Source organism: Bacillus sp. FSL W8-0116 (assembly GCF_038003825.1).
Lineage (GTDB): Bacteria > Bacillota > Bacilli > Bacillales > DSM-4216 > Bacillus_O > Bacillus_O smithii.
Map to the genome: position 1 here is coordinate 3,045,643 of NZ_JBBOPY010000001.1, position 20,797 is coordinate 3,066,439.

A 20,797-nucleotide genomic window follows, 5' to 3' on the forward strand; every position below is an offset into this window, starting at 1 on the left:
TTGGAATTGATTCATTGGAAAAGCATCTTAGAGAGTTTGCTTTTTGCTGCCGGAGACGAAGGATTGACGTTAAAGCAAATCGCGGATGTATTGGAAATTGAAGAATACGAAGCCATGGACATTGTCAATGATCTAAAGCAAGAATATGAAAACAATGAACAACGAGGATTACAGATCATCGAGTGGGCCCATACGTTCCAGCTTGCTACTAAAAAAGAAAATGCTCCTTATTTAAAAAAGATGGTTGAAACGGCGCGGCCTCAGTCATTGTCGCAAGCGGCGCTGGAAACGCTGGCCATCGTCGCTTATAAACAACCCATAACGAAAGTAGAGATTGAGGAGATTCGCGGCGTCCAAACGGAGCGTCCTATTCAGACGCTCATATCGAAAGGATTGATAAAAGAAGTCGGAAGAAAAGAAAGCCCGGGAAGACCGATTTTGTACGGCACTACGAATGAGTTTCTCGACTACTTCGGACTGAAAGATTTAAACGAATTGCCACCGCTCCGTCAGCCTGAGGAAGAGGAATATCAGCAGGATGCGGATTTATTTTTTGAAAAATTCCAGGAAACATTACAAATTGAAGAATAATTCCTTTACGATATAGTAAATTGAAAATCAAAACATTTTTTGCAAGGGCAAAAGTGATTTTAAAATGAAATCACTTTTGCCTTTTTTATTTGTTTATGAGGAGTGAAAGAATATAGAAACATTGCCGTAAATGATTCCAATGAAAAAACAGCTGCCGGAATTCCCTCTCTCTACTCGATTTTTTCCCGTGTGTGCAATGAAGAATGCGACAACTTTTCATCATATGCCGATTTCTTCTGCATAGACTTGTACAAACAACAGAAGGAGAGGGCGGAAATGAAAAGGAGTATGGTTTACATATGTTTCTCCCTTTTGCTGCTTGTTCCTTTATGGTCCAAGCCGGTAGAGGCGAAACTATCGATCAGCGCTAAAAGCGCCGTTTTGATGGATCAAAACAGCGGCCGTATATTATATGAGAAAGACCCCCACGAGATTAAGCGGATTGCCAGTATTACGAAAATCATGACGGCCATCGTGGCAATTGAATCCGGAAAATTAAATGATACAGTCAAAGTGTCTGAGCGTGCCGTTCATACAGAAGGCTCTTCCCTATATTTACAACCAGGAGAAAAAATAAAACTGAAAGACCTTGTTTATGGATTAATGCTTAGATCAGGAAATGACGCAGCTGTTGCGATTGCGGAACACGTGGGGGGAAGCGTAGAAGGATTCGTTTTTCTCATGAATCAAAAAGCGAAAGAGATCGGCATGAAAAACACTCATTTTTCGAATCCACACGGTCTTGATGATTCGGATGATCATTTTTCTACGGCTTACGATATGGCGCTGTTAACGAAATATGCAATGCAAAATAAAACCTATCGGAAAATTGCAGGTACAAAAGTGTACAAAGTGCCTGACCCCAGGGGGGATTGGGACAGGGTCTGGAAAAATAAAAACAAACTGTTGACGGAAAAATATCCATATAGTACGGGTGGAAAAACAGGATATACCAAAAAAGCGAAAAGGACGCTTGTATCTACTGCCCAAAAAGGAGACTTTGATTTAATTGCCGTCACTTTGGATGATCCAAATGATTGGGATGATCATATAAAAATGTTTGACTATGCATTTGATCGTTACGATCCAAAAGTAGTTTTGCCAAAAGGAAAAATTGACGAAGTAAAAAATTCTTTTTATAAAGGACGAGTTTACACAAAGAAAGAAGTGGTACTGCCTCTCACCAAAAAAGAAGAAAAAAAAGTAGAAGTAAATTATGAATTGCTAAAGCCTAAAAAGGCTTGGAAGAAAGGCCGAAATGTGCCTTCATTAGTAGGTCGAGCTGTTGTCTATTTTGATCATCGTCAAGTTCGGTCCATTCCGATTTATTTTGAACCTGTTAAAACAGAGAAAAAAGGTTGGATACAGTACTGGAAAGACTTGTTTGCGATGCAGATGGGTGTGAAAACAAATGGTTAACTATATATGGGTGGGAATGACGATCGTTGGCTTGCTATTTGCGATGGTGAATGGAAATATGGATAAAGTGAATGAAGCCATCTTCGAAACAGCCGGCCAAGCAGTCACGTTGTGCATTGGATTGATCAGTGTATTAGTATTTTGGCTCGGCATGATGAGAATCGCCCAAGAATCCGGTTTGCTTGATAAAATGTCCAAAGCCTTTCGCCCGCTCGTGAGGCGGCTTTTTCCCGAAGTGCCTCCCGACCATCCTGCATTAGGATATATTGTATCCAATATGATGGCCAATTTATTCGGACTTGGGAATGCAGCAACACCCCTTGGAATAAAAGCGATGGAGCAGTTGAAAAAGTTGAATGGCGGAAAGGAGACAGCCAGCCGCTCGATGATTACATTTTTGGCTATTAATACATCGAGCATTACCTTGATTCCTACGACGGTAATCGCGGTCCGTATCACTTACCATTCTTCCTCGCCGACTGAAATTGTTGGTCCAACATTGGTTTCCACTGTATTTTCCGCTATTTTTGGCATTTTAATTGACCGGTATTTTTATTATCGAAGGAAAAACGGAGTGAAATAATATGCAGTGGATATCCGCCATATCCTTATGGCTCATTCCTTTTATTATAGGTTTTATATTACTGTACGGAACAATGAAAAAAGTACCGACGTATGAAACGTTCGTGGAAGGTGGGAAAGAAGGGATTCAAATGGCTTTTTCCATTATTCCTTATTTAGTGGGGATGATGGTGTCGATAGGCATTTTTCGGGCATCCGGCGCTCTGGAATCTTTGGTTGGCTGCATAAAACCCTTATTGTTAAAAGCAGGGATTCCACCTGAAATCATTCCTCTTGCCTTAATTAGACCAATTTCCGGCAATGCGGCGCTTGGAATGATGACCGATTTGATTTCGACTCACGGCCCTGATTCGTATATTGGCCGATTGGCTTCGGTAATTCAAGGAAGCACGGATACAACGATGTACGTTTTGACTGTTTATTTTGGAGCCGTTGGGGTAAAAAAAATGGGGGATGCCTTAAAAGTCGGACTTTTGGCAGATTTGGCGGGATTTATAGTTGCTGTCATCGTGGTGACTCTCGTTTTTGGTTCCTGATCTCCGGTTTATATGATTTTTCGAAAAGTGTATAAATAGTTGGTTTTTCTCCGTAACCCGCATCCGCTAATATCTGGATTTGGCTTAGGCGGACAGGACGATTTCCGTTTTTCCAAATGCGAGGTGAAGCAACCGGTGTCCGTTGATCTTTAAGGAACGGGTTTCAAGGTCCGATCTAAACATTGCAACCTGGTATCAGCTGCCGTTTTTCATATGAACTTCTTTCATCCGCATACATGGAAATGGCGATTTTTTTATTTGTCTCGGATAACATTTTACTGTGATGATTGCGAAGCGGGCGAGATCCCTAGCAGCGAGGGACGTGCGAGGCGTGTCACGGATCAAGACACGAAAAGCGAGTGATTTTCTCGTTCACAAATATGTTTGATAGAAAGCTTCACATGAAAAAAGGGGGCACCTCTTAGTCATTTTACTGACTATTGGGGCAGTCCCGTTTTTTTATGTTGCCACTGAAATTTCAATGCATGACCCGTCCATCGAAAGATCGACGAAAAACAGTTAGACAGCGTCCCGTTTTGCGTTCATGACATTCATCTTTGCTTTTTTAGAACGATATGTGATAATGCAGTAAGGAATGTCAACTAAGGAAATCAGTAGAGGTGATGGAAATGGAAAGATTGCAAAAGGTGATTGCTCAGGCAGGAATTGCTTCAAGAAGAAAAGCCGAGCAGCTGATAGTAGAAGGAAAAGTAAAAGTAAATGGAGAAGTAGTTACGGAACTTGGTACGAAAGTTTCAGACAGCGATAAGATTGAAGTAGAAGGCATTCCTGTTGAAAGGGAAGAAAAAGTGTATTTTCTGCTGTACAAACCTAGAGGTGTGATTTCTTCGGTTCGAGATGATAAAGGACGGAAAACGGTGATCGATTTCTTTCCTCATGTGGACAAGAGAATTTATCCAATTGGACGTCTTGATTATGATACTTCAGGTTTGTTGCTGTTGACGAATGACGGAGAATTCGCCAATCTGCTCATGCATCCTCGCTATAAAATTGAAAAGACTTATATTGCCAAACTGAAAGGCATTCCTCCTCGTCCAGCCTTAAAGCAGTTGGAAAAAGGGGTGGAATTGGAAGACGGGATGACGGCACCCGCTAAAGTCAAATTCTTAAGTGGCGACCGCAAAAAGAATACCGCCATTGTTGAAATCACGATTCATGAGGGAAGAAATAGGCAAGTTAGACGAATGTTTGAAAAAATTGGCTATCCTGTATTGAAATTAAGAAGAGAACGTTTTGCTTTTTTGACGCTGCAAGGTTTAAATGCCGGAGAGTTTCGTGAATTATCTCCTCATGAAGTGAAGCAGCTGAGAGAACTGGCGCTGAGAGGAGAATGAAGAGGTTTTCAAAATATAAAATTCGCGAAGCTTCATTCTCCTATTCAATAAAGGAATAAATGGTATAATGAATGTAAATTCTATGATTGTCTCATTTTTGAAAAAGATCAAACTTTTACCATTATTCAAAAAATACGGCGCATCCGGCCGGACTGCCTTAAGGCACTGCTTTGACAACGGCCGCTTCCTTTGTTGTACATACTGAATGAACGATGTGACGGAAGCATTTTCTTCTATGAAGAAGAAATCGTTTCATCAGATGGAGGTGCTGATGTGGATAAAAAGAAAAGACGCCTTTTGGTACGGACGATCATTCTCCTCATCTTAGCCGCTGCAGTTGGCTATACACTTTATGCCAATTTAACAAGAGATGAGAAAGGGTCCGTTCAAAAGGGGGATCAAGCCCCTGATTTTGTCTTGAAAGATTTGCATGGGAAAGAACATAAGCTTTCTGATTACAAAGGAAAAGGAGTTTTTCTTAATTTTTGGGGGACATGGTGCGAGCCATGCAAAAAAGAAATGCCGGATTTGGAAAAAGTAGGAAAGGAGTATAAAAGCAAAGGAGTAGAAATCCTCGCTGTCAATGTCGGTGAACCTGATTTAGTAGTAAAAAAATTTGCCGAACAATACCATCTCACATTTCCAATCATGATTGATGGCAATAAGGAGGTGCTGAGAGCGTACGGAGTCGATCCTTTGCCGACTACTTTTCTGATTGATTCAAAAGGAAGAGTGAAAGAAGTCATCATCGGCGGGCTTCAAAATGAGGAACAAGTGCGAGAAAAATTGGCGGAAATTAAACCATAATGTTAGAGGAGAAATACTATGGAAAAGGTGAAATGTGAATGCGGCCACGTAAATCCTCATGGCACTATTCTTTGTGAAGCGTGCGGGAGAGCACTTACGGAAGAAGCGAAACAAAGCAAACTTTATAATATGCGCTACGAAGGAAGCGCTCGACGTTCCCAAACTTATCATAAAACGATCATTGATAAAATATGGAACTTTTTTTCTTCTGTTAAAGTAGGAGTTATCCTCATTATTGTCACGTTGATTGCCAGTGCCATCGGGACGATTTTTCCTCAAAAAATGTATATTCCTCAAAATGTGGACCCGGGAGATTATTACAAACAAGTCTATGGAACGTTGGGGGAAATTTATTATAAGCTTGGTTTTTACGATCTTTACAACTCTGTCTGGTATATAACGCTCATTGCTTTAATCGGAGTTTCACTTGTCATCTGTAGTCTTGACAGGGTCATCCCGTTGTACCGCGCTTTAAGAAATCAAAGGGTGGTTCGACATGAGTCCTTTATGAAGAAGCAACGTTTGTTTGCTCAAAGTTCCGCCCATCACTTTCATGAAGACATCGAAAAAATCAAGAAAAAGCTGGAAAAAAAACATTACCGTATCCGAATGGATGATGAAGCCCTGTTGGCGGAAAAAGGACGCTTTTCCCGCTGGGGACCTTATGTGAATCATATCGGTTTGATCATTTTCTTATTTGGAGCTATGTTGCGTTCGGTTGACGGCATGTATGTAGACAAGCTTCTTTGGATAAGGGAAGGGGAAACCTTGGAGGTTCCGGGGACAAACGGAAAATATTATGTTCAAAATAAAAAATTTATTTTGCAGGAATACAGCAAAAAGAAAGATCCGGAAGTTTTTAACCAAGCAATTGATCGCGTTGGAAACATCGCTAAAAACTATCAATCCAATGTAGTTCTTTATAAAAATGAAAATCAAGGGCTGCCGGGAGCGCCACCGAAATTAAAAAAGATAAAGGAAGGAGCCATCCGTGTCAACCATCCAATCAAATTGGATCATTACGCGATTTACCAATCTTCCTTTAAACTGGGCGAACCAAAAGCGATGGTGTTCACTTTAACGGACAAAAAAACAGGCAAAGAGTTCGGAACGGTAAAAGTGGATCTTTTTCAACCTAAAGAAACGTATTCGTTAGGACATGGCTATAAAGTAAAATTAATGGGTTATTATCCTGATTTTTCAGGATTTGCCAATAATGGTGAGCCACAATCCAAATCTCCGATTCCGAATAATCCTGCTTTCTTATTTAAAATGTTTTCGCCTGAGCATCCTGATGGAGAAGTGAGTTTTGTAGCGATCAGGCAGACTATCGAGCCGCTTGGTACAACCGATTATAAAATGAAGTTTAAAAGCCTTGAAACACGGAATGTCTCTGCATTGACAGTCCATAAAGATTTAACTCTTTGGATTTTAGCCCTGGGGGGAGCGATTTTTATGATCGGCGTCATTCAAGGCGCTTATTGGAATCATCGCAGGATTTGGATTAGAAAAGTAGATGGCGAAGTTTATATTGCTGCTCATACAAATAAAAACTGGTATGGATTAAAAAAAGAAATTTCGTCTATTCTAGAAGGAACCCAATTGCCGGTGCCGGTTGACCAATCTGAAAAGGGGGAAGAAGCGTGACGCTAGCACATTTAAGCAGTAATTTATTATATACCGCTTTTATTCTGTATTTAGTAGCAACGCTTTTTTTTGGCGGATCCATCCGCTCTAAAAACGCTGAAATGGTAAAGGAACCTAATCGCTGGGCGAAAATAGGAATTTTGATCACCATCGTCGGTTTTATCGCTCAAGTCGGATATTTTTTTACTAGATGGGCTGCTGCCGGGCATGCACCGGTGAGTGACTTATTTGAATTTACGACGTTTTTTGGCATGATGTTAGTAGGGGCCTTTATCATTATTTATTTTATTTATCGTTTGCCTGCACTTGGCCTTTTCGCTCTTCCTGTCGCGGTCATTATCATCGCTTATGCGAGCATGTTTCCAAGAGAAATCAGTCCATTAATCCCCGCGTTGCAAAGCGATTGGCTTCATATTCATGTTACGACAGCGGCGGCAGGAGAAGGGATTTTATCCATCAGTTTTATTGCCGGGCTCATTTATTTAATCAAAGTGGTGGATCAATCAAAAGCGAGCAAACGGACTTTTTGGCTGGAAGTCATTATGTACGGACTGGTGGCGGTCATCGGTTTTGTGGCGGTGACAACCATTTTCCGTATAATGGATTATGAAGCCGCTTTTCAGTATGTCAATAAAGAAGGACAGCCGGCGGAAGTGGTATATAATCTGCCTGCTTTGATCGGTCCTCATGAGGGTGATTTGCAAACGAAAAACGTTATGAATCCACTTTTCTACGTTCCGGCTATCATTAATGCCAAAAAACTGAATACAGTGATTTGGTCGTTGATAGCAGGCACCATTCTATACGTGCTGATTCGAGTGATCACTAGAAAACGAATAGCCGCTTTACTGCAGCCTTTTGTCCAAAACATCAGCTTGGACTTAGTAGATGAAATCAGCTACCGCGCTGTTTTAATCGGTTTTCCTGTTTTCACTTTAGGCGCTTTGATTTTTGCCATGATTTGGGCGCAAATTGCGTGGACAAGGTTTTGGGGATGGGACCCGAAAGAGGTTTGGGCTCTTATTACCTGGCTGTTTTATGCTGCTTTTTTGCATTTGCGTCTTTCCAAAGGCTGGCATGGAGAACGATCCGCATGGATGGCGGTGATCGGATTTATCATTATCATGTTTAACTTAGTGGCGGTCAATCTCGTCATTGCCGGGCTGCATTCTTATGCGTAGCAGCCGATTTTAACTTCCCTCCGAAAGAAGTCCCCTACTTCAAAACGTGAAGGTGCGGAAGCACCAGTGAAAGTGGGAGATGAATTTCGGTTAGGCTTAGCCTAAAGTTGTCTCTTTTTTGTACTACGATATAATCAGTATTTATATAAATGAAAGGCTGTTATATCAACGGAATTAGATAATAATAATCATTCGGTATTCCTTTTGTATTATCATCTTGTTCTGGTCGTAAAATATCGCAGACAAGTGATTGATGATCCCATATCTGACTATGCAAAAGATATGTTTATTCGACTTGGTGAACATTACAATATTTCCTTGGGCGAATGGAATCACGATCTTGACCATGTGCATATTTTGTTCAAGGCACACCCGAATAGTGAACTATCAAAGTTCATCAATGCCTATAAAAGTGCAAGTTCTCGACTTATCAAAAAGCATTATACACAAGTGAAAAGAAAACTTTGGAAAGAGTATTTTTGGTCAAGAAGCTTTTGCTTACTTACAACAGGTGGTGCGCCCATTGAAGTGATAAAGCAGTATATAGAAAATCAAGGGAGGAAGTGAGGTGATTCGATATGGCAAACAAAGCATATAAATTTCCTCTGTACCCAACACAAGAACAAGAGCAACTTCTTACAAAAACCTTCGGCTGCGTTCGTTTCGTCTACAACAAAATGTTGGCTGAACAAATGGAAACATATGAACCATTCAAGGACGACAAAGAAGCCTTGAAAAAGCAAAAAAATTCCCGACTCCTGCAAAGTACAAAAAGGAATTTCCATGGCTCAAAGAAGTAGACAGCCTTGCGTTGGCAAACGCTCAACTGAATTTGCAGAAGGCATACCAAAACTTCTTCTCTGGTCGTGCTGAATTTCCGAAGTTCAAAAGCCGAAAGGCGAGACAGTCCTACACAACCAACGTGGTCAACGGAAACATTATGCTTTTGGATGGTTATATCAAATTACCGAAACTGAAACTTGTAAAAATCAAACAACATCAAGAAATTCCGTCACATCATATCATCAAGTCTTGTACGGTTTCTCGAACAAAAACAGGAAAATACTATGTTTCTATTCTCACTGAATACGAACATCAATCTGTACAAAAAGAAGTACAAGCTGTGATTGGCTTAGATTTTTCCATGAACGGTTTATTGGTCGATAGTGAAGAAGGTAAGACAGCCAATTACCCTCGTTTCTATCGCCAAGCCTTGGGAAAATTAGCGAAAGAACAGCGTGTTCTATCACGCAGAAAGAAAGGTTCTAATCGTTGGCACAAGCAACGACTAAAAGTGGCGAAGCTACATGAAAGAATTGCGAACCAACGAAAAGACTTTCTACATAAGGAATCGCACAAATTAGCGAAACTATATGATTGCGTGGTTATCGAAGACCTCAACATGAAGGAAATGTCCCAAGCACTCAATTTCGGCAAAAGCGTTGCTGATCATGCATGGGGCATGTTCACGAAATTTCTCCAATACAAGTTAGAGGAGCAGGGGAAAAAGCTTATCAAAATAGATAAGTGGTTTCCATCATCCAAAACTTGTTCATGTTGCGGTCAAGTAAAGGAGTCTCTATCTCTTTCTGAGCGCATATTCCATTGTGATTGTGGTTTTGTAGCAGATAGAGATTGGAATGCTTCTATCAATATCAAGCGTGAAGGATTGCGACTGTTGGCATTAGCATCATCATAAATAGAGCATGGAACAGGCTCGATAGCTAAGTAAATTTCGTACCGTTAGGTGCGATTACCTTAGAAGCCCTCACCTCTAAGCGAAGCGTAGGTAGCGGGTAGTTCACAATCAGATTTTGTCGATGTTCATAAAAAGTTCAATCCTTCCCTTTTAAAAGAGGCTTTTTTCCTATTAAAATGAAGCATGTGGCCCGTCATTTAACGGAGCAAAGAGTTTCTGCTCCTCCTTACTTGTTTAGCATAAAGCGGGGATGAACAACTAGTTTAGACTAGGAGGGAAATAAAGTGGAAGAAGAGATGAAAATTTTAATTGTCGACGATGAGGAAAGAATTCGGCGACTATTGAAAATGTATTTGGAAAAGGAAAATTTTGTGATAGATGAGGCAGCCGACGGAAATACTGCGTTAGACAAAGCGTTAACCACTGATTATGATTGCATCATTCTTGATCTCATGATGCCCGGTAAAGACGGTGTGGAAGTATGCAAAGAGTTAAGAGAAAAGAAAGCTACTCCTGTCATCATGCTGACGGCTAAAGGCGAAGAAGCAAATCGTGTGCAAGGATTTGAAGTCGGAGCAGATGATTACGTCGTAAAGCCTTTTAGCCCGCGTGAAGTTGTGCTGAGGGTAAAAGCGCTGCTGAGACGTGCTTCTACGACAAGTTATTTGCATACGAACGCTTCTGCTAAGGACATGATCGTGTATCCCCATTTAGTCATTGACAATGATGCCCACCGTGTAACTGCGGACGGAAAAGAAGTAAATTTAACACCGAAAGAATACGAACTTCTGTATTTTCTGGCCAAAACGCCGGATAAAGTGTTTGATCGCGAGCACTTATTAAAGGAAGTTTGGCATTATGAGTTCTTTGGCGATTTGCGTACTGTCGACACTCACGTAAAACGGCTGCGGGAAAAGCTGAACAAAGTGTCTGAAAAAGCCGCTAAGATGATTGTAACCGTTTGGGGAGTAGGCTATAAATTCGAGGTAAAGCCTGAATGAAATTTTGGAGAAGTATTGTAGGAAAATTATGGGCGACCATCTTGCTCTTGGTGTCCTTTGTCTTATTTGTTCTTACCATTTTGCTGTTAGGTTTTTTCGAAAATTACCACGTCAATCAGGTGGAAAAGGAATTATCTAATACCGCGGAAAAAATTGCGGACATCCTGGCCCACCATCCAAATGAAAAAATCGGTACGGAAATGGCATGGGAAATTGTCGATTCACATGTTCATGTCATTATTGCTAAGAATAAGGACACCTTTTTATATTCGCCCAATATTTCTCCGAAAGATAAACTGGACCGCAGCGTCATCATACACGACAAGCAATTGTCCAAAGTTTTCAAGAATAAAAAATATGTCCAAAAAGAAATCAACATCCATGGTGGGAAAAAATTTTCCAATCGCTATGAAAATTCGATTGTAGTGGGAGTTCCTCTGAAAATGTCTCCGAATGAAAATGGAGCAGTGTTCCTTTATCAGTCGTTGGAAGTGATTAAGGAGACGTCGGAGCAGACGACTAAACTGATTATATTGGCGGCCGGCATTGCGATTTTCTTGACAACGGTGTTTGCCTTTTTCTTATCCACCCGGATTACGGCCCCTTTGCGGAAGATGAGGGAAGCAACGAGCTCTTTTGCAAAAGGAAAATTCGATGCGAAAGTTCCGATTTTAACGTCTGACGAAATCGGGGAGTTAGGCATCGCTTTTAATCACATGGCAAAACGGCTTAAGTTTAACATGAATGCTCTTAACCAGGAAAAAGAACAGCTGGCCAGCATTTTGCGCAGTATGGCAGACGGAGTGATCACTTTTAACCGAGATGGCACGATTTTGATTACGAATCCTCCGGCCGATCGTTTTTTGCAAAACTGGTATTATGAGCACAGAGAAGATGAACAAACGGAAACCGCCCCGACTCTTATTCAAGAATTATTGGGAAAAGTTTTCCGTCGGGAGGAATCAGAGCAAATAGGTGAATTGACTGTTCAAGGAAGAACGTATGTCGTCATTGTGAGCCCTTTATACAGTGGAGAAACGGTTCGGGGGGCTGTAGCGGTTGTTCGGGATATGACGGAAGAACGCAGACTGGACAAGCTCCGTAAAGATTTTATCGCCAACGTTTCCCACGAGCTGAGAACGCCTATTTCCTTGCTTCAAGGGTACAGTGAAGCCATTATTGATGACATCGCAGCGACGGATGAAGAAAAGAAGGAAATTGTGAAAATCATCTATGAAGAATCATTGCGAATGAAAAGGCTGGTCAACGAATTATTAGATTTAGCGAGAATGGAAGCCGGGCATACCAACTTACAAAAAAGAGAAGTAGAAATTCCGGCTTTTATCAAAAGAGTCACGAACAAGTTTCAAGGATTGGCGAAGGATCAAGAAGTTCGTTTACTGTTCGATTGGGACAAGCCATCTTTTGCCGCCAATATCGATCCGGACCGCATTGAGCAAGTGTTGACGAATTTGATTGACAATGCTCTCCGCCATACTCCTAAAGGCGGTTTTGTCAAGGTGGATATGGAGAAAAAACAGAAAGGCGTTGTCATTTACGTAATCGATTCCGGATCGGGTATTCCGGAAGAAGATCTGCCGTTCGTGTTTGAACGCTTCTATAAAGCCGATAAAGCCAGGACTCGCGGCCGATCCGGCACTGGATTAGGGCTTGCGATTGCGAAAAACATCGTGGAAGCTCATGGAGGAAGCATCAGAGTTCAAAGCAAGTTGGGTGAAGGAACGACATTCTCCTTTTATCTTCCTTATTAATCAAACTGTCGAAAACCCATTCATATGTGGGAATGATGGCGATAAATCTTGTTACATGGGAAACATCTTCCTTTATACGCGAATAGAAAGGGTCGACCTTATTGAATCATCATCTAATCATAAAGGAGGTTGACCCTTTTTTTGTTTTGGAATGGAATCGCTTACATAAAATGAAGCGGTCTAATTTGTCATTTGGAATCATAACGTTTTATGGTGAAAGAATTGCCGAGGAGGATCAGAATGCGGGATTACTTAAAGCGGTTGGTCATCGTAATAGCGATGGGGGCTTGCATCGGAATACTGATCATTGGAGGAAGGCTTGCTTATGCCAAGACCAGCAGCAGTACAGGAGAAAAACATGCTCTTAGTTTTGGTGATTACAGACTGTGGTCTGCAGAGAAAGGTACAGCTCCGTAAAAAGAAAAAGGACGCCAAGAGCGTCCGTTAGTCTTTTTTGAAAAAATCGGTTTAAAAGAGAGCAGGTGAAACATCCTGCTTTTTATTTGTTTTCTTCGTAGCGTGCTCGGCATTCTTCGATCAGTTTAGCGGCTTTTTCAGGTCCTTCCCAAGTGCCGATTTCGGTTTTTTTGCCTTGCAAATCTTTATAGCGTTCGAAGAAATGAGCGATTTCTTTTAGTTTATGCTGCGGTAAGTCGTCGATTGAATGGATTTCATCAAAACGAGGATCTTCTACAGGCACACCGATTAGTTTAGCATCTTCTTCGCCGCTGTCGATCATGTTCAAATAGCCAATGACACGAGTATCAATGACACATCCAGGGAAAGTAGGATTTGTCACCAATACTAGAATGTCCAGCGGATCTCCATCCAAAGCCAACGTATTTTCTAAATAACCGTACTCTGCTGGGTAAAACATTGGCGAAAATAAAACACGGTCTAATTTAAAAATTCCTCGTTCTTTATCAAACTCATATTTGTTTTGGCTTCCGGTAGGAATTTCGATAAACGCCTCTACTATTTGGTTTTTCACCGTCATGAACCTAATACCTCCTATACACTATGTATACTATTTCATTATAGTGGAATAAGTAGGGAGAGGCAAACAATTCTATATATTTTTGGAATATTCATACTATAAATTCTGGCATTCAAAAGCGAAAAGATTCCGCATCAAGAGTGTTCGCAAGTGAGCAGAGGACGAATCGCGTCGGACTATGGATGGCCGTCCGCTCCCCTCGTTCTTTTTTCTAATAAGGGGTAAAGATTTTTTGCTCTCTGTCGAAAAAATCAATGAAGGATCCTGTTTTAGACCGACAAACAACCCGTTTTCCGATACACGGATTCCATTTTACTTCCTTATACTCTTTTACATGGTACTATATTCCTGTTTTATGGTAAAATAGATCGAGTCCACTTGAATGCATTTTGAAAAATGAAGGAGGGGGCATAATGTTTAAAACAATAAAAAGAAAACTATATTTAGGTTTCGGCATTTTAATCATCATGTCGACGATTATGTCCGTTATTTACTTTGTGTCTTCCCAAACCGTGAATCAGAAAACGGAGAATATGATCAAAACTCAAGTTCCTCAGCTGGTTGCGGAGCAAGAACTGCGTTTTAATATTTCGCAACGTATTGCTCTTGCCAGAGCTTATGTTCTTTATGGAGATCCTAAATATAAGGATGAGTTTAATCAATATACGGAATCTAGCAAAGCCATTTCCGACTCGATTTTAAGCGACCATCCATCGAAGGAAATGAAAGCCGTTATTGCGGACAGTAAGGAGTGGCGATCTCTAGTACTCAATGACGTCATTAAAGCCTATGATCAAGGAAAAGTAAAAGAAGCCCGGGCTGCGTTGCAACAAAAAGCGGAGCCGATCGCTCAAAAGATCATGGCTGATTTTGATTCCATTGCCCAAAAGGAAAAAAGTAATATTCACGCTAATGGAAATGAAATCATTTCCAATAGCAATACCATAGCAGGCTGGGGTTTGACATTAGCTATCGTGATCATTGTCATCAGTTTAGTCGTCACTCAAATATTTACAAAGATCATTTCAAGTCCGATTGTTCGTGCAAAAGATCGTCTTCTGATGATTGCACAGGGCACTCTTCCAAAAGAACCATTGCAGTTAAAAAATAAAGATGAGATAGGGGAGTTGGTGGACGCTTTAAACGTGATGAACGATCATCTAAAAAGGACCATCTCCGGAGTGCAAAGTGTCTCCGCCAACTTATTAACACACAGTGAAAAAATGGCTAAATATTCATTTGACGTAAAAGAAGGTGCCGTGCAAATCGCCACAACGATGGAAGATCTTTCAAACGGCATTCAAGAACAGGCCAATTCTAACCAAAAATTATCGAGCGATATGGAAAAATTCATGAAAATGTTAATGGATTCCTCGTTAAAAGGGGAAGAAGTGAAAACAAAAGCCGAACAAATGAAAGAACTGGCCGATCAAGGCAGACAAAAAATGAACCAATCCGTAGAAGAAATGAACCACATCTCCATTACGGTAAATGAAGCGCTCCAGCTAGTGGAAGGGTTGAACAAAAAAACCGAAAACATCAGCAAATTGGTCAATGTGATTGAAGACATTTCCGAACAAACGAATTTGCTTGCTCTTAATGCAGCCATTGAGGCAGCGCGAGCAGGTGAAAGTGGACGTGGCTTTGCCGTCGTGGCGGAGGAGGTAAGAAAATTGGCAGAAGGGGTGAATCATTCGGTGGCTGACATCACAGCCATTATTTCGGAAGTGCAAAACGAAACAGGAAAAGTGGTTCAAGCGCTGAAAGCAGGATATGGAACAGTAGAAGGAGGCCGCCAATCCATTCAATCAACAGGCGAATCCTTCCATCAAATTTATCAAAGTATTGAACGGGTATTTGAGCAAGTAGAAGAAATGTCTACGAACTTATATGATATTTTAGACCATACGAAAGACATTACGTCGGCTATTGAAAATATAGCAGCAGTATCAGAAGAATCTGCCGCCGGCTTTGAACAAGTTACGGCTACTGCTGAGGAATCGTCCTCATCCATTGAACAAGTAGCCAATGGAATTCAGCAAATGGAAGCAGAAGTACAAAGCCTGGATGAAGCGATCCATCATTTTCATGTCAAACATTAGGGAACCCCATCATTATCAGAAAGGGTGGCTATACTGTTTGGGAATGTCCGTTGGATCATGTGAAGCTGCTTTCCTGCATGTGAGAAAACGGACATCCCCCCTTTTGAATTTTAATTGTTCGTTCATGGCTTTTTAGAAACTGTCAAGTTCGAAAACGAGTCGGAACACGGATCTTTTAAGCATTGTGTCTCATACCGGTTTTTGGTATTCGATCTTCAGCAAAAAAACCTTCCAGCTAAAAGGATGAAGCATCTTTTTAACTGAAAGGTTTTTTATTTTCAGTCGGAACGTCTTTTCATTTTGATGGAATTGTCTGATTAGTCTTGCAATTCATCTAAGCGAAAAACGATTGAAGCAGACACTGGATTTTTATTCAAATTTCAGCGGGTCTCCATCGAAAGGTTCGTCTGCTACTTTGATGGAATCGGTAGGGCATCCCTCGAATGCATCTTGCATATCATCAAGCAGTACCTCAGGTACTTCCGCTGTTCCTTGGTTATCATCCAATACTACAAATGCAAGTCCTTCGTCATCATAATCATAGATGTCAGGAGCAGCGGCCCCGCAAGCACCACATGCGATGCATGTATCTTTATCTACAATTGTATATTTTGCCATAGATTGTTCCTCCTAACAAAGCTATCTTGAGAAATTTAGTCGGATTTAACGTCTCCATCTTCATTGTAAAGCTGTTAACAAAACTTTTCAATAGAAAAGAGCCAACAAATCAATTGAAACGCTTACGATGGAGGTGATAGAACAATGGATGTCGAATTTCATGTTAAAATAGAAGACGGCTGCTATTAATAGTGGAATCATAACGTGTTCTTGGAAGGCCATATGGACTAAATCAACAAAGAGCTGGAGGAAAAGATCTTTGAACTTGTTTCAAGCGGTTTTGCTGCATTGCTTTGAAAAAATCCATGGGGAGCGAACGGTCTATTCTATTTTTCACATTCTGAAAGGAAAAAAATCACTGCAATCCATCCAAGATGTGCATTTTTATCAATTAACAAAGTGGTTTTCCGCCGTTCCGTATTTGAATAGAAACGATTTCGAAAAAGAGATTAAGCGAATGTGTGATCAACAATGGTGCTATATGGAAAATGGCGAAAGAGCCTTTTTGCTTCCAAAAGGAAAAAGTGAATTAGAAGAATTTTGGATCAAAAACTCAGCCCTTCCGTATTTGGATGGCTGGCCTTTACATTCGATGGCGTCGGTCTTTTGGAAACGATTAAACTTGCTCGTTCAAACCGTTTCCTATTTAATTCATGAAGAATCTGTCTTTTATCCGGCAGAGAGGAATGACCAAGTTCAAATGTGGGTGAAAAAATGGCTTTTGAGCCGGAAGGTAAATCGGACGGATACAGGTGTACAACTATATCGCGAACTATATGAATTATTGCAAAGTGAAAAAGTAGAAGATCCGCGTCTGTTCGTTTTTCGCTTGTCAGGATACGAACGAATTGGAAAAACGGCGGCGCAAACAGCAAAACAATTGGGAATAGAAGAACCGGAATATTGGCTGCGATTTTCTCATTGGATTCATTTTATGATACACTCTGCGCTTCATCATCCGAAAAAATTTCCCATTTTATATGAAATGCTGCTAGATTTAAAACAGCCGGTTGTATTGACAAAATCAGCAAAAAAAACATACGAACTATTTCAGAGGGGGCTATCTGTTGAACAGATCGCACATGTGCGCGGACTGAAGCGGAATACAATCGAAGATCACCTCGTTGAGATTGCCTTAAATGTTCCCGATTTTTCCATAGATCCATTTATTGAAAGAAAAGAGTTGGAGGCCTTTGAAAAAGTAGCAAAGACACTCACCAGTAAAAAATTAAAGGATATTAAGGAAATTCTTCCTCATTTATCTTACTTTCAAATTCGTCTTGTTCTAGCGAAGTATGGAAGGATAGTGAATCAACATGGAACTTGAACTGTTATTACGAAAACAATTTGGCTATTCGTCATTTCGAACCGGACAGAAAGAAGTCATTACTTCACTGCTTGAAGGAAAAGATACACTCGCCATGCTTCCAACCGGGACAGGGAAATCACTTTGCTACCAACTGCCGGCCTACATATTAGACGGTACGTGTATTATCATTTCACCTCTTCTTTCTTTAATGCAAGATCAAATGGAACAAATGAAGATGCGAGGGGAAAAAAGGGTTATTGCTTTGAACTCTTTCCTCTCCTTTGAAGAAAAAAAACGTGCACTTTCCCGTTTAGGGCAATTCCGTTTTGTTTTTATGTCTCCTGAGATGCTTTCTAATCAACGGGTGTTGCATGAATTATCCAAAATCCGCCTTTCATTGTTTGTAGTGGACGAAGCCCACTGCATTTCTCAATGGGGGCACGATTTTCGTCCTGATTATTTAAAAATCGGCGAAGCACGTGAATTATTGAACCGGCCATTGACGCTTGCGCTGACGGCGACCGCAACAGAAGAAGTGAGAACGGACATCATGAAGTATTTACATCTTCAAGATGCGAATCAATGGATCTGTTCGGTTGACCGAGCCAATATTGCGATGAGTGTTCAACATTGCGAAAGTTATAAAGAAAAGCTGGACAGTCTTTTGGAGATTGTCAAAAACGTACAAAAACCAGGCATTATTTATTTTTCCAGCAAGAAGGCCGCCGAAGAAACGGCTTATTGGCTCGAACAAGAAGGGATAAAAAAAGTAGGCGTTTATCATGGCGGAATGGAACAGGACGAAAGAATCTTAATACAGCAGCAATTTTTATTTAACGAGTTGGAGATTATCTGTGCAACGAGCGCGTTTGGGATGGGGATCAATAAAAACGATATTCGATTCGTCGTCCATTTCCATCCACCGGGTCAAATGGAATCGTACTTGCAGGAAATTGGCCGCGCTGGTCGTGATGGTAAAAGAAGTTTGGCGATCTTGTTGTACGCCGACGGAGATGAACGCATACACGAGCGTTTAATGGAAACGGAATTGCCTACGGACAAACAAATTGAAGCATTCCTTACATATGAGCCGAACTTAAAAAAGGAAGCGGCGGCTGTTCTACAACTGACGGATGTCCAGTATCGTTATCTTCTTCACTATGAGGAACTATACAAAGATTTTTCATTCGAAAAAAAATGGGAGTATATCCAAAGAGACAAAAATGAGCAGATCCGTAAGAAGCGCAGGAAATTGAGTCAAATGGTCCAGTGGATCCATAGCACTTCTTGCCGTAGAGAAGGAGTTCTTTTATATTTTCATGAAAAGATTGGATCGAAGCCGGAAAGGTGTTGCGACTGCTGTGGGCTGAATATTCTCGATTATTATGAATCGACAGCCGGCCAGTCCAGGCAAGAAGAAATGAATGATTGGGAGGCCATTCTACAAAACTTGCTTTTGATGGAAGGAAAAATCGATGAAAAAGAATAAGTTACTATTGTTAGAGGAGTTAACGCACCAAGATATCATGAAATCTCTTTATTGGACACAATGTCTATTGCTTGCTTTTACCGGAATCGGCATCTGGCTATTATTTGATTCCTTCTCCTCTTATTTTCAATTGTTTGATTGGAGCGATCGGCGGCTTGTCTGGGGAATAATCGGAGGTTTGACCGTTGTCTTGATTGATTTTTGCTTCATGAAATGGCTTCCCCACCAATATTTTGATGATGGCGGGATCAATGAGAAAATATTTTCGAAGCTAAACATGATCTCCATCGTATGGATAACGGCTCTTATTGCTTTCAGCGAGGAAATGTTTTTTCGGGGAGTTCTTCAAACTCACTTTGGATTCGCAACGGCAAGCATTCTTTTTGCTTTAGTCCATATTCGTTATTTAAGCAATTGGTTTCTTACAGTCAATGTTTTCGTCTTCAGTTTTTGGATTGGCTTTTTTTACGAATGGACTGAAAACTTGGCTGTAACGGTCGTCATGCATTTTGTCATCGATTGCGCATTAGGAATCATCATTCATTTTAAAGATAAAAGGGAAAAAAACGAAGAGGGATGATACATGAAGAGAGACCCTTATCGAGAATTGGCAGAAAAGCATCGAAAAGAGCTGAAATTGCAAGAATGGACCGAAATAGAAGAAGAAGAGCCTAAAACATTAAGCAGAACAGAATATCGAAAGCAGAAAAAGCAAGAAAAAAAATCTTTTCTATGCTTCGTACACTTCTCATTCTATTTATTTTTCTCCCGGTGGCGATTCTATTTAGTTACAACACGATAAAGGAAAAAGAACGTCCTTTGTCTTCCGTATCGGTTATTACCGAAGAAAGCGCAAGCGGACACGATCAATCGGCCAGTCCAACATCCAACCAATCAAAAAAAGAAACTTTAAAAAGCAAACAAAGAAAAACGGTGACTCATATTGTCCGGCCGAATGAGACGCTTACTGATATTTCTATTCATTATTACGGTACAAAGGATGGAATCGACAAGATTAAATCGGCCAACCATTTAGAGGACAATCATATTAACGAGGGACAGGTACTCAAAATCCCATTGGAAAAATAAGTTTTTGTTTAGCCTTTCTCGTCTTTTTTTGGTAAAGAGCTGGAGCGGGTCAACATCCTTTCCTTTCAAAATTTGATCATATCGATGAGTGCTTGTACATAGAATGAGTGTGGAGGAGGGAAAGGATGGATTCAGTTCTTTTGATGTTGGATGACGGAACAGATGAGGCTACGAAGCAAATGCTTCAAAATTTAATTGAAAGAAAAAGGAAGCTGGATAAACTTCACAAAAAGCAGATGTTTTTTTTATCACTCTTTTTCCTTTATACCTTTCTTTTTATTTATTTGTTTTATAAAAAGCTGTTGATTCCATATTCCGATTCCGCTTTTCAAATTATTTCGTCCTTTTTTGACAGTCGAATGATGATGCTGCTGTTATTGGCGGGCGCAGCGCTTTTAGGAGCTGTAAAAATTTTTCGCGATCAAAAAGACAAAGCGGAGGAAGAGTTTCATGCGCTTCGCTGTGAAATCATTGATAAAAGCAAAGATCTTTGGAAAAATGACGCTTGGGAAAAAAGGCATAAAATATTCGAAATGATGGAAAGAAAATTCGGCATTAATTTATATCACGAAAGCAAATAGCGGGAAAGCCGCTCCTTCCCGC

At 40.6% G+C, this 20,797-nt stretch carries 20 protein-coding genes and 2 pseudogenes; 20 read left to right on the forward strand and 2 right to left on the reverse strand.

The window, feature by feature from the left end:
- From scpB to N1I86_RS14600, 13 genes and pseudogenes are all read left to right on the forward strand, one after another.
- Positions 1-591 carry an SMC-Scp complex subunit ScpB gene (gene scpB / locus N1I86_RS14540; protein ID WP_327802853.1) on the forward strand — a complete coding sequence of 197 codons (591 nt, stop codon included), beginning with the start codon at positions 1-3 and terminating at the stop codon, positions 589-591.
- A gap of 276 nt (positions 592-867) precedes the next feature.
- Positions 868-2,010 carry a D-alanyl-D-alanine carboxypeptidase family protein gene (locus tag N1I86_RS14545; protein WP_341096894.1) on the forward strand — a complete coding sequence of 381 codons (1,143 nt, stop codon included), beginning with the start codon at positions 868-870 and terminating at the stop codon, positions 2,008-2,010.
- Positions 2,003-2,593: a nucleoside recognition domain-containing protein gene (locus tag N1I86_RS14550; protein ID WP_003355209.1), complete on the forward strand. Its 591-nt coding sequence runs from the start codon at positions 2,003-2,005 to the stop codon at positions 2,591-2,593. The genes N1I86_RS14545 and N1I86_RS14550 overlap by 8 nt, the downstream gene beginning before the upstream one ends.
- Position 2,594: 1 nt before the next feature.
- A complete protein-coding gene (locus N1I86_RS14555) occupies positions 2,595-3,128 on the forward strand; it encodes a spore maturation protein (protein WP_341096897.1) in 534 nt (177 codons plus the stop codon).
- Between the two features lie 629 nt (positions 3,129-3,757).
- On the forward strand, positions 3,758-4,483 hold the full coding sequence (locus N1I86_RS14560) for a pseudouridine synthase (RefSeq protein WP_327802851.1): 726 nt from the start codon (positions 3,758-3,760) through the stop codon (positions 4,481-4,483).
- A 273-nt stretch (positions 4,484-4,756) separates the two neighbouring features.
- Positions 4,757-5,290, forward strand: a complete 534-nt coding sequence (resA, locus tag N1I86_RS14565; protein ID WP_003355205.1) for a thiol-disulfide oxidoreductase ResA — start codon at positions 4,757-4,759, stop codon at positions 5,288-5,290.
- Positions 5,291-5,308: 18 nt separating this feature from the next.
- Positions 5,309-6,937 (forward strand): cytochrome c biogenesis protein ResB, encoded by a 1,629-nt coding sequence (locus N1I86_RS14570; RefSeq protein WP_341096900.1) that lies wholly within the window; start codon positions 5,309-5,311, stop codon positions 6,935-6,937.
- A complete protein-coding gene (gene ccsB, locus N1I86_RS14575) occupies positions 6,934-8,118 on the forward strand; it encodes a c-type cytochrome biogenesis protein CcsB (RefSeq protein WP_327824036.1) in 1,185 nt (394 codons plus the stop codon). Before N1I86_RS14570 ends, ccsB begins: the two co-directional genes overlap by 4 nt.
- Before the next feature lie 162 nt (positions 8,119-8,280).
- Entirely contained in the window at positions 8,281-8,685 is a 405-nt protein-coding gene (gene tnpA, locus N1I86_RS14580; protein WP_341097377.1) for an IS200/IS605 family transposase, read from the forward strand.
- A gap of 11 nt (positions 8,686-8,696) precedes the next feature.
- Positions 8,697-9,817 (forward strand): annotated as a pseudogene (locus tag N1I86_RS14585) (RNA-guided endonuclease TnpB family protein).
- Between the two features lie 296 nt (positions 9,818-10,113).
- Positions 10,114-10,818: a response regulator transcription factor gene (locus N1I86_RS14590; protein ID WP_169799157.1), complete on the forward strand. Its 705-nt coding sequence runs from the start codon at positions 10,114-10,116 to the stop codon at positions 10,816-10,818.
- Positions 10,815-12,590 carry an ATP-binding protein gene (locus N1I86_RS14595; protein ID WP_341096903.1) on the forward strand — a complete coding sequence of 592 codons (1,776 nt, stop codon included), beginning with the start codon at positions 10,815-10,817 and terminating at the stop codon, positions 12,588-12,590. Before N1I86_RS14590 ends, N1I86_RS14595 begins: the two co-directional genes overlap by 4 nt.
- Positions 12,591-12,830: 240 nt before the next feature.
- Entirely contained in the window at positions 12,831-13,007 is a 177-nt protein-coding gene (locus N1I86_RS14600) for a hypothetical protein (RefSeq protein ID WP_156179247.1), read from the forward strand.
- 82 nt (positions 13,008-13,089) lie between these two features.
- On the opposite strand, the gene N1I86_RS14605 is transcribed toward N1I86_RS14600, so the two are convergent.
- A complete protein-coding gene (locus N1I86_RS14605) occupies positions 13,090-13,587 on the reverse strand; it encodes an inorganic diphosphatase (protein WP_048623604.1) in 498 nt (165 codons plus the stop codon).
- Positions 13,588-14,000: 413 nt separating this feature from the next.
- On the opposite strand from N1I86_RS14605, the pseudogene N1I86_RS16795 reads away from it, so the two are divergent.
- A pseudogene (locus N1I86_RS16795) lies at positions 14,001-14,738 on the forward strand (MCP four helix bundle domain-containing protein); the annotation flags it as partial.
- A 126-nt stretch (positions 14,739-14,864) separates the two neighbouring features.
- A complete protein-coding gene (locus N1I86_RS16800) occupies positions 14,865-15,689 on the forward strand; it encodes a methyl-accepting chemotaxis protein (protein WP_416333754.1) in 825 nt (274 codons plus the stop codon).
- Positions 15,690-16,058: 369 nt separating this feature from the next.
- Here N1I86_RS16800 and N1I86_RS14615 read toward each other — a convergent pair whose 3' ends face one another.
- Complete coding sequence (locus N1I86_RS14615) at positions 16,059-16,307, reverse strand: ferredoxin (RefSeq protein ID WP_048623602.1); 249 nt, start codon at positions 16,305-16,307, stop codon at positions 16,059-16,061.
- A gap of 259 nt (positions 16,308-16,566) precedes the next feature.
- On the opposite strand from N1I86_RS14615, the gene N1I86_RS14620 reads away from it, so the two are divergent.
- The 5 genes from N1I86_RS14620 (at position 16,567) to N1I86_RS14640 (ending at position 20,775) form a co-directional block, all read left to right on the forward strand.
- A complete protein-coding gene (locus tag N1I86_RS14620; RefSeq protein WP_341096909.1) occupies positions 16,567-17,634 on the forward strand; it encodes a helix-turn-helix domain-containing protein in 1,068 nt (355 codons plus the stop codon).
- On the forward strand, positions 17,624-19,105 hold the full coding sequence (locus tag N1I86_RS14625) for a RecQ family ATP-dependent DNA helicase (protein ID WP_341096911.1): 1,482 nt from the start codon (positions 17,624-17,626) through the stop codon (positions 19,103-19,105). The genes N1I86_RS14620 and N1I86_RS14625 overlap by 11 nt, the downstream gene beginning before the upstream one ends.
- The gene (locus N1I86_RS14630) at positions 19,092-19,685 is read left to right on the forward strand and encodes a CPBP family intramembrane glutamic endopeptidase (RefSeq protein WP_341096913.1); all 594 of its coding nucleotides are present in this window, start codon (positions 19,092-19,094) and stop codon (positions 19,683-19,685) included. Before N1I86_RS14625 ends, N1I86_RS14630 begins: the two co-directional genes overlap by 14 nt.
- Positions 19,686-19,837: 152 nt before the next feature.
- Positions 19,838-20,194, forward strand: coding sequence for a LysM peptidoglycan-binding domain-containing protein (locus N1I86_RS14635; protein WP_341096916.1), 357 nt, complete (start codon positions 19,838-19,840; stop codon positions 20,192-20,194).
- Positions 20,195-20,319: 125 nt separating this feature from the next.
- Entirely contained in the window at positions 20,320-20,775 is a 456-nt protein-coding gene (locus tag N1I86_RS14640) for a DUF2663 family protein (protein ID WP_341096918.1), read from the forward strand.
- Positions 20,776-20,797: the final 22 nt, after the last annotated feature.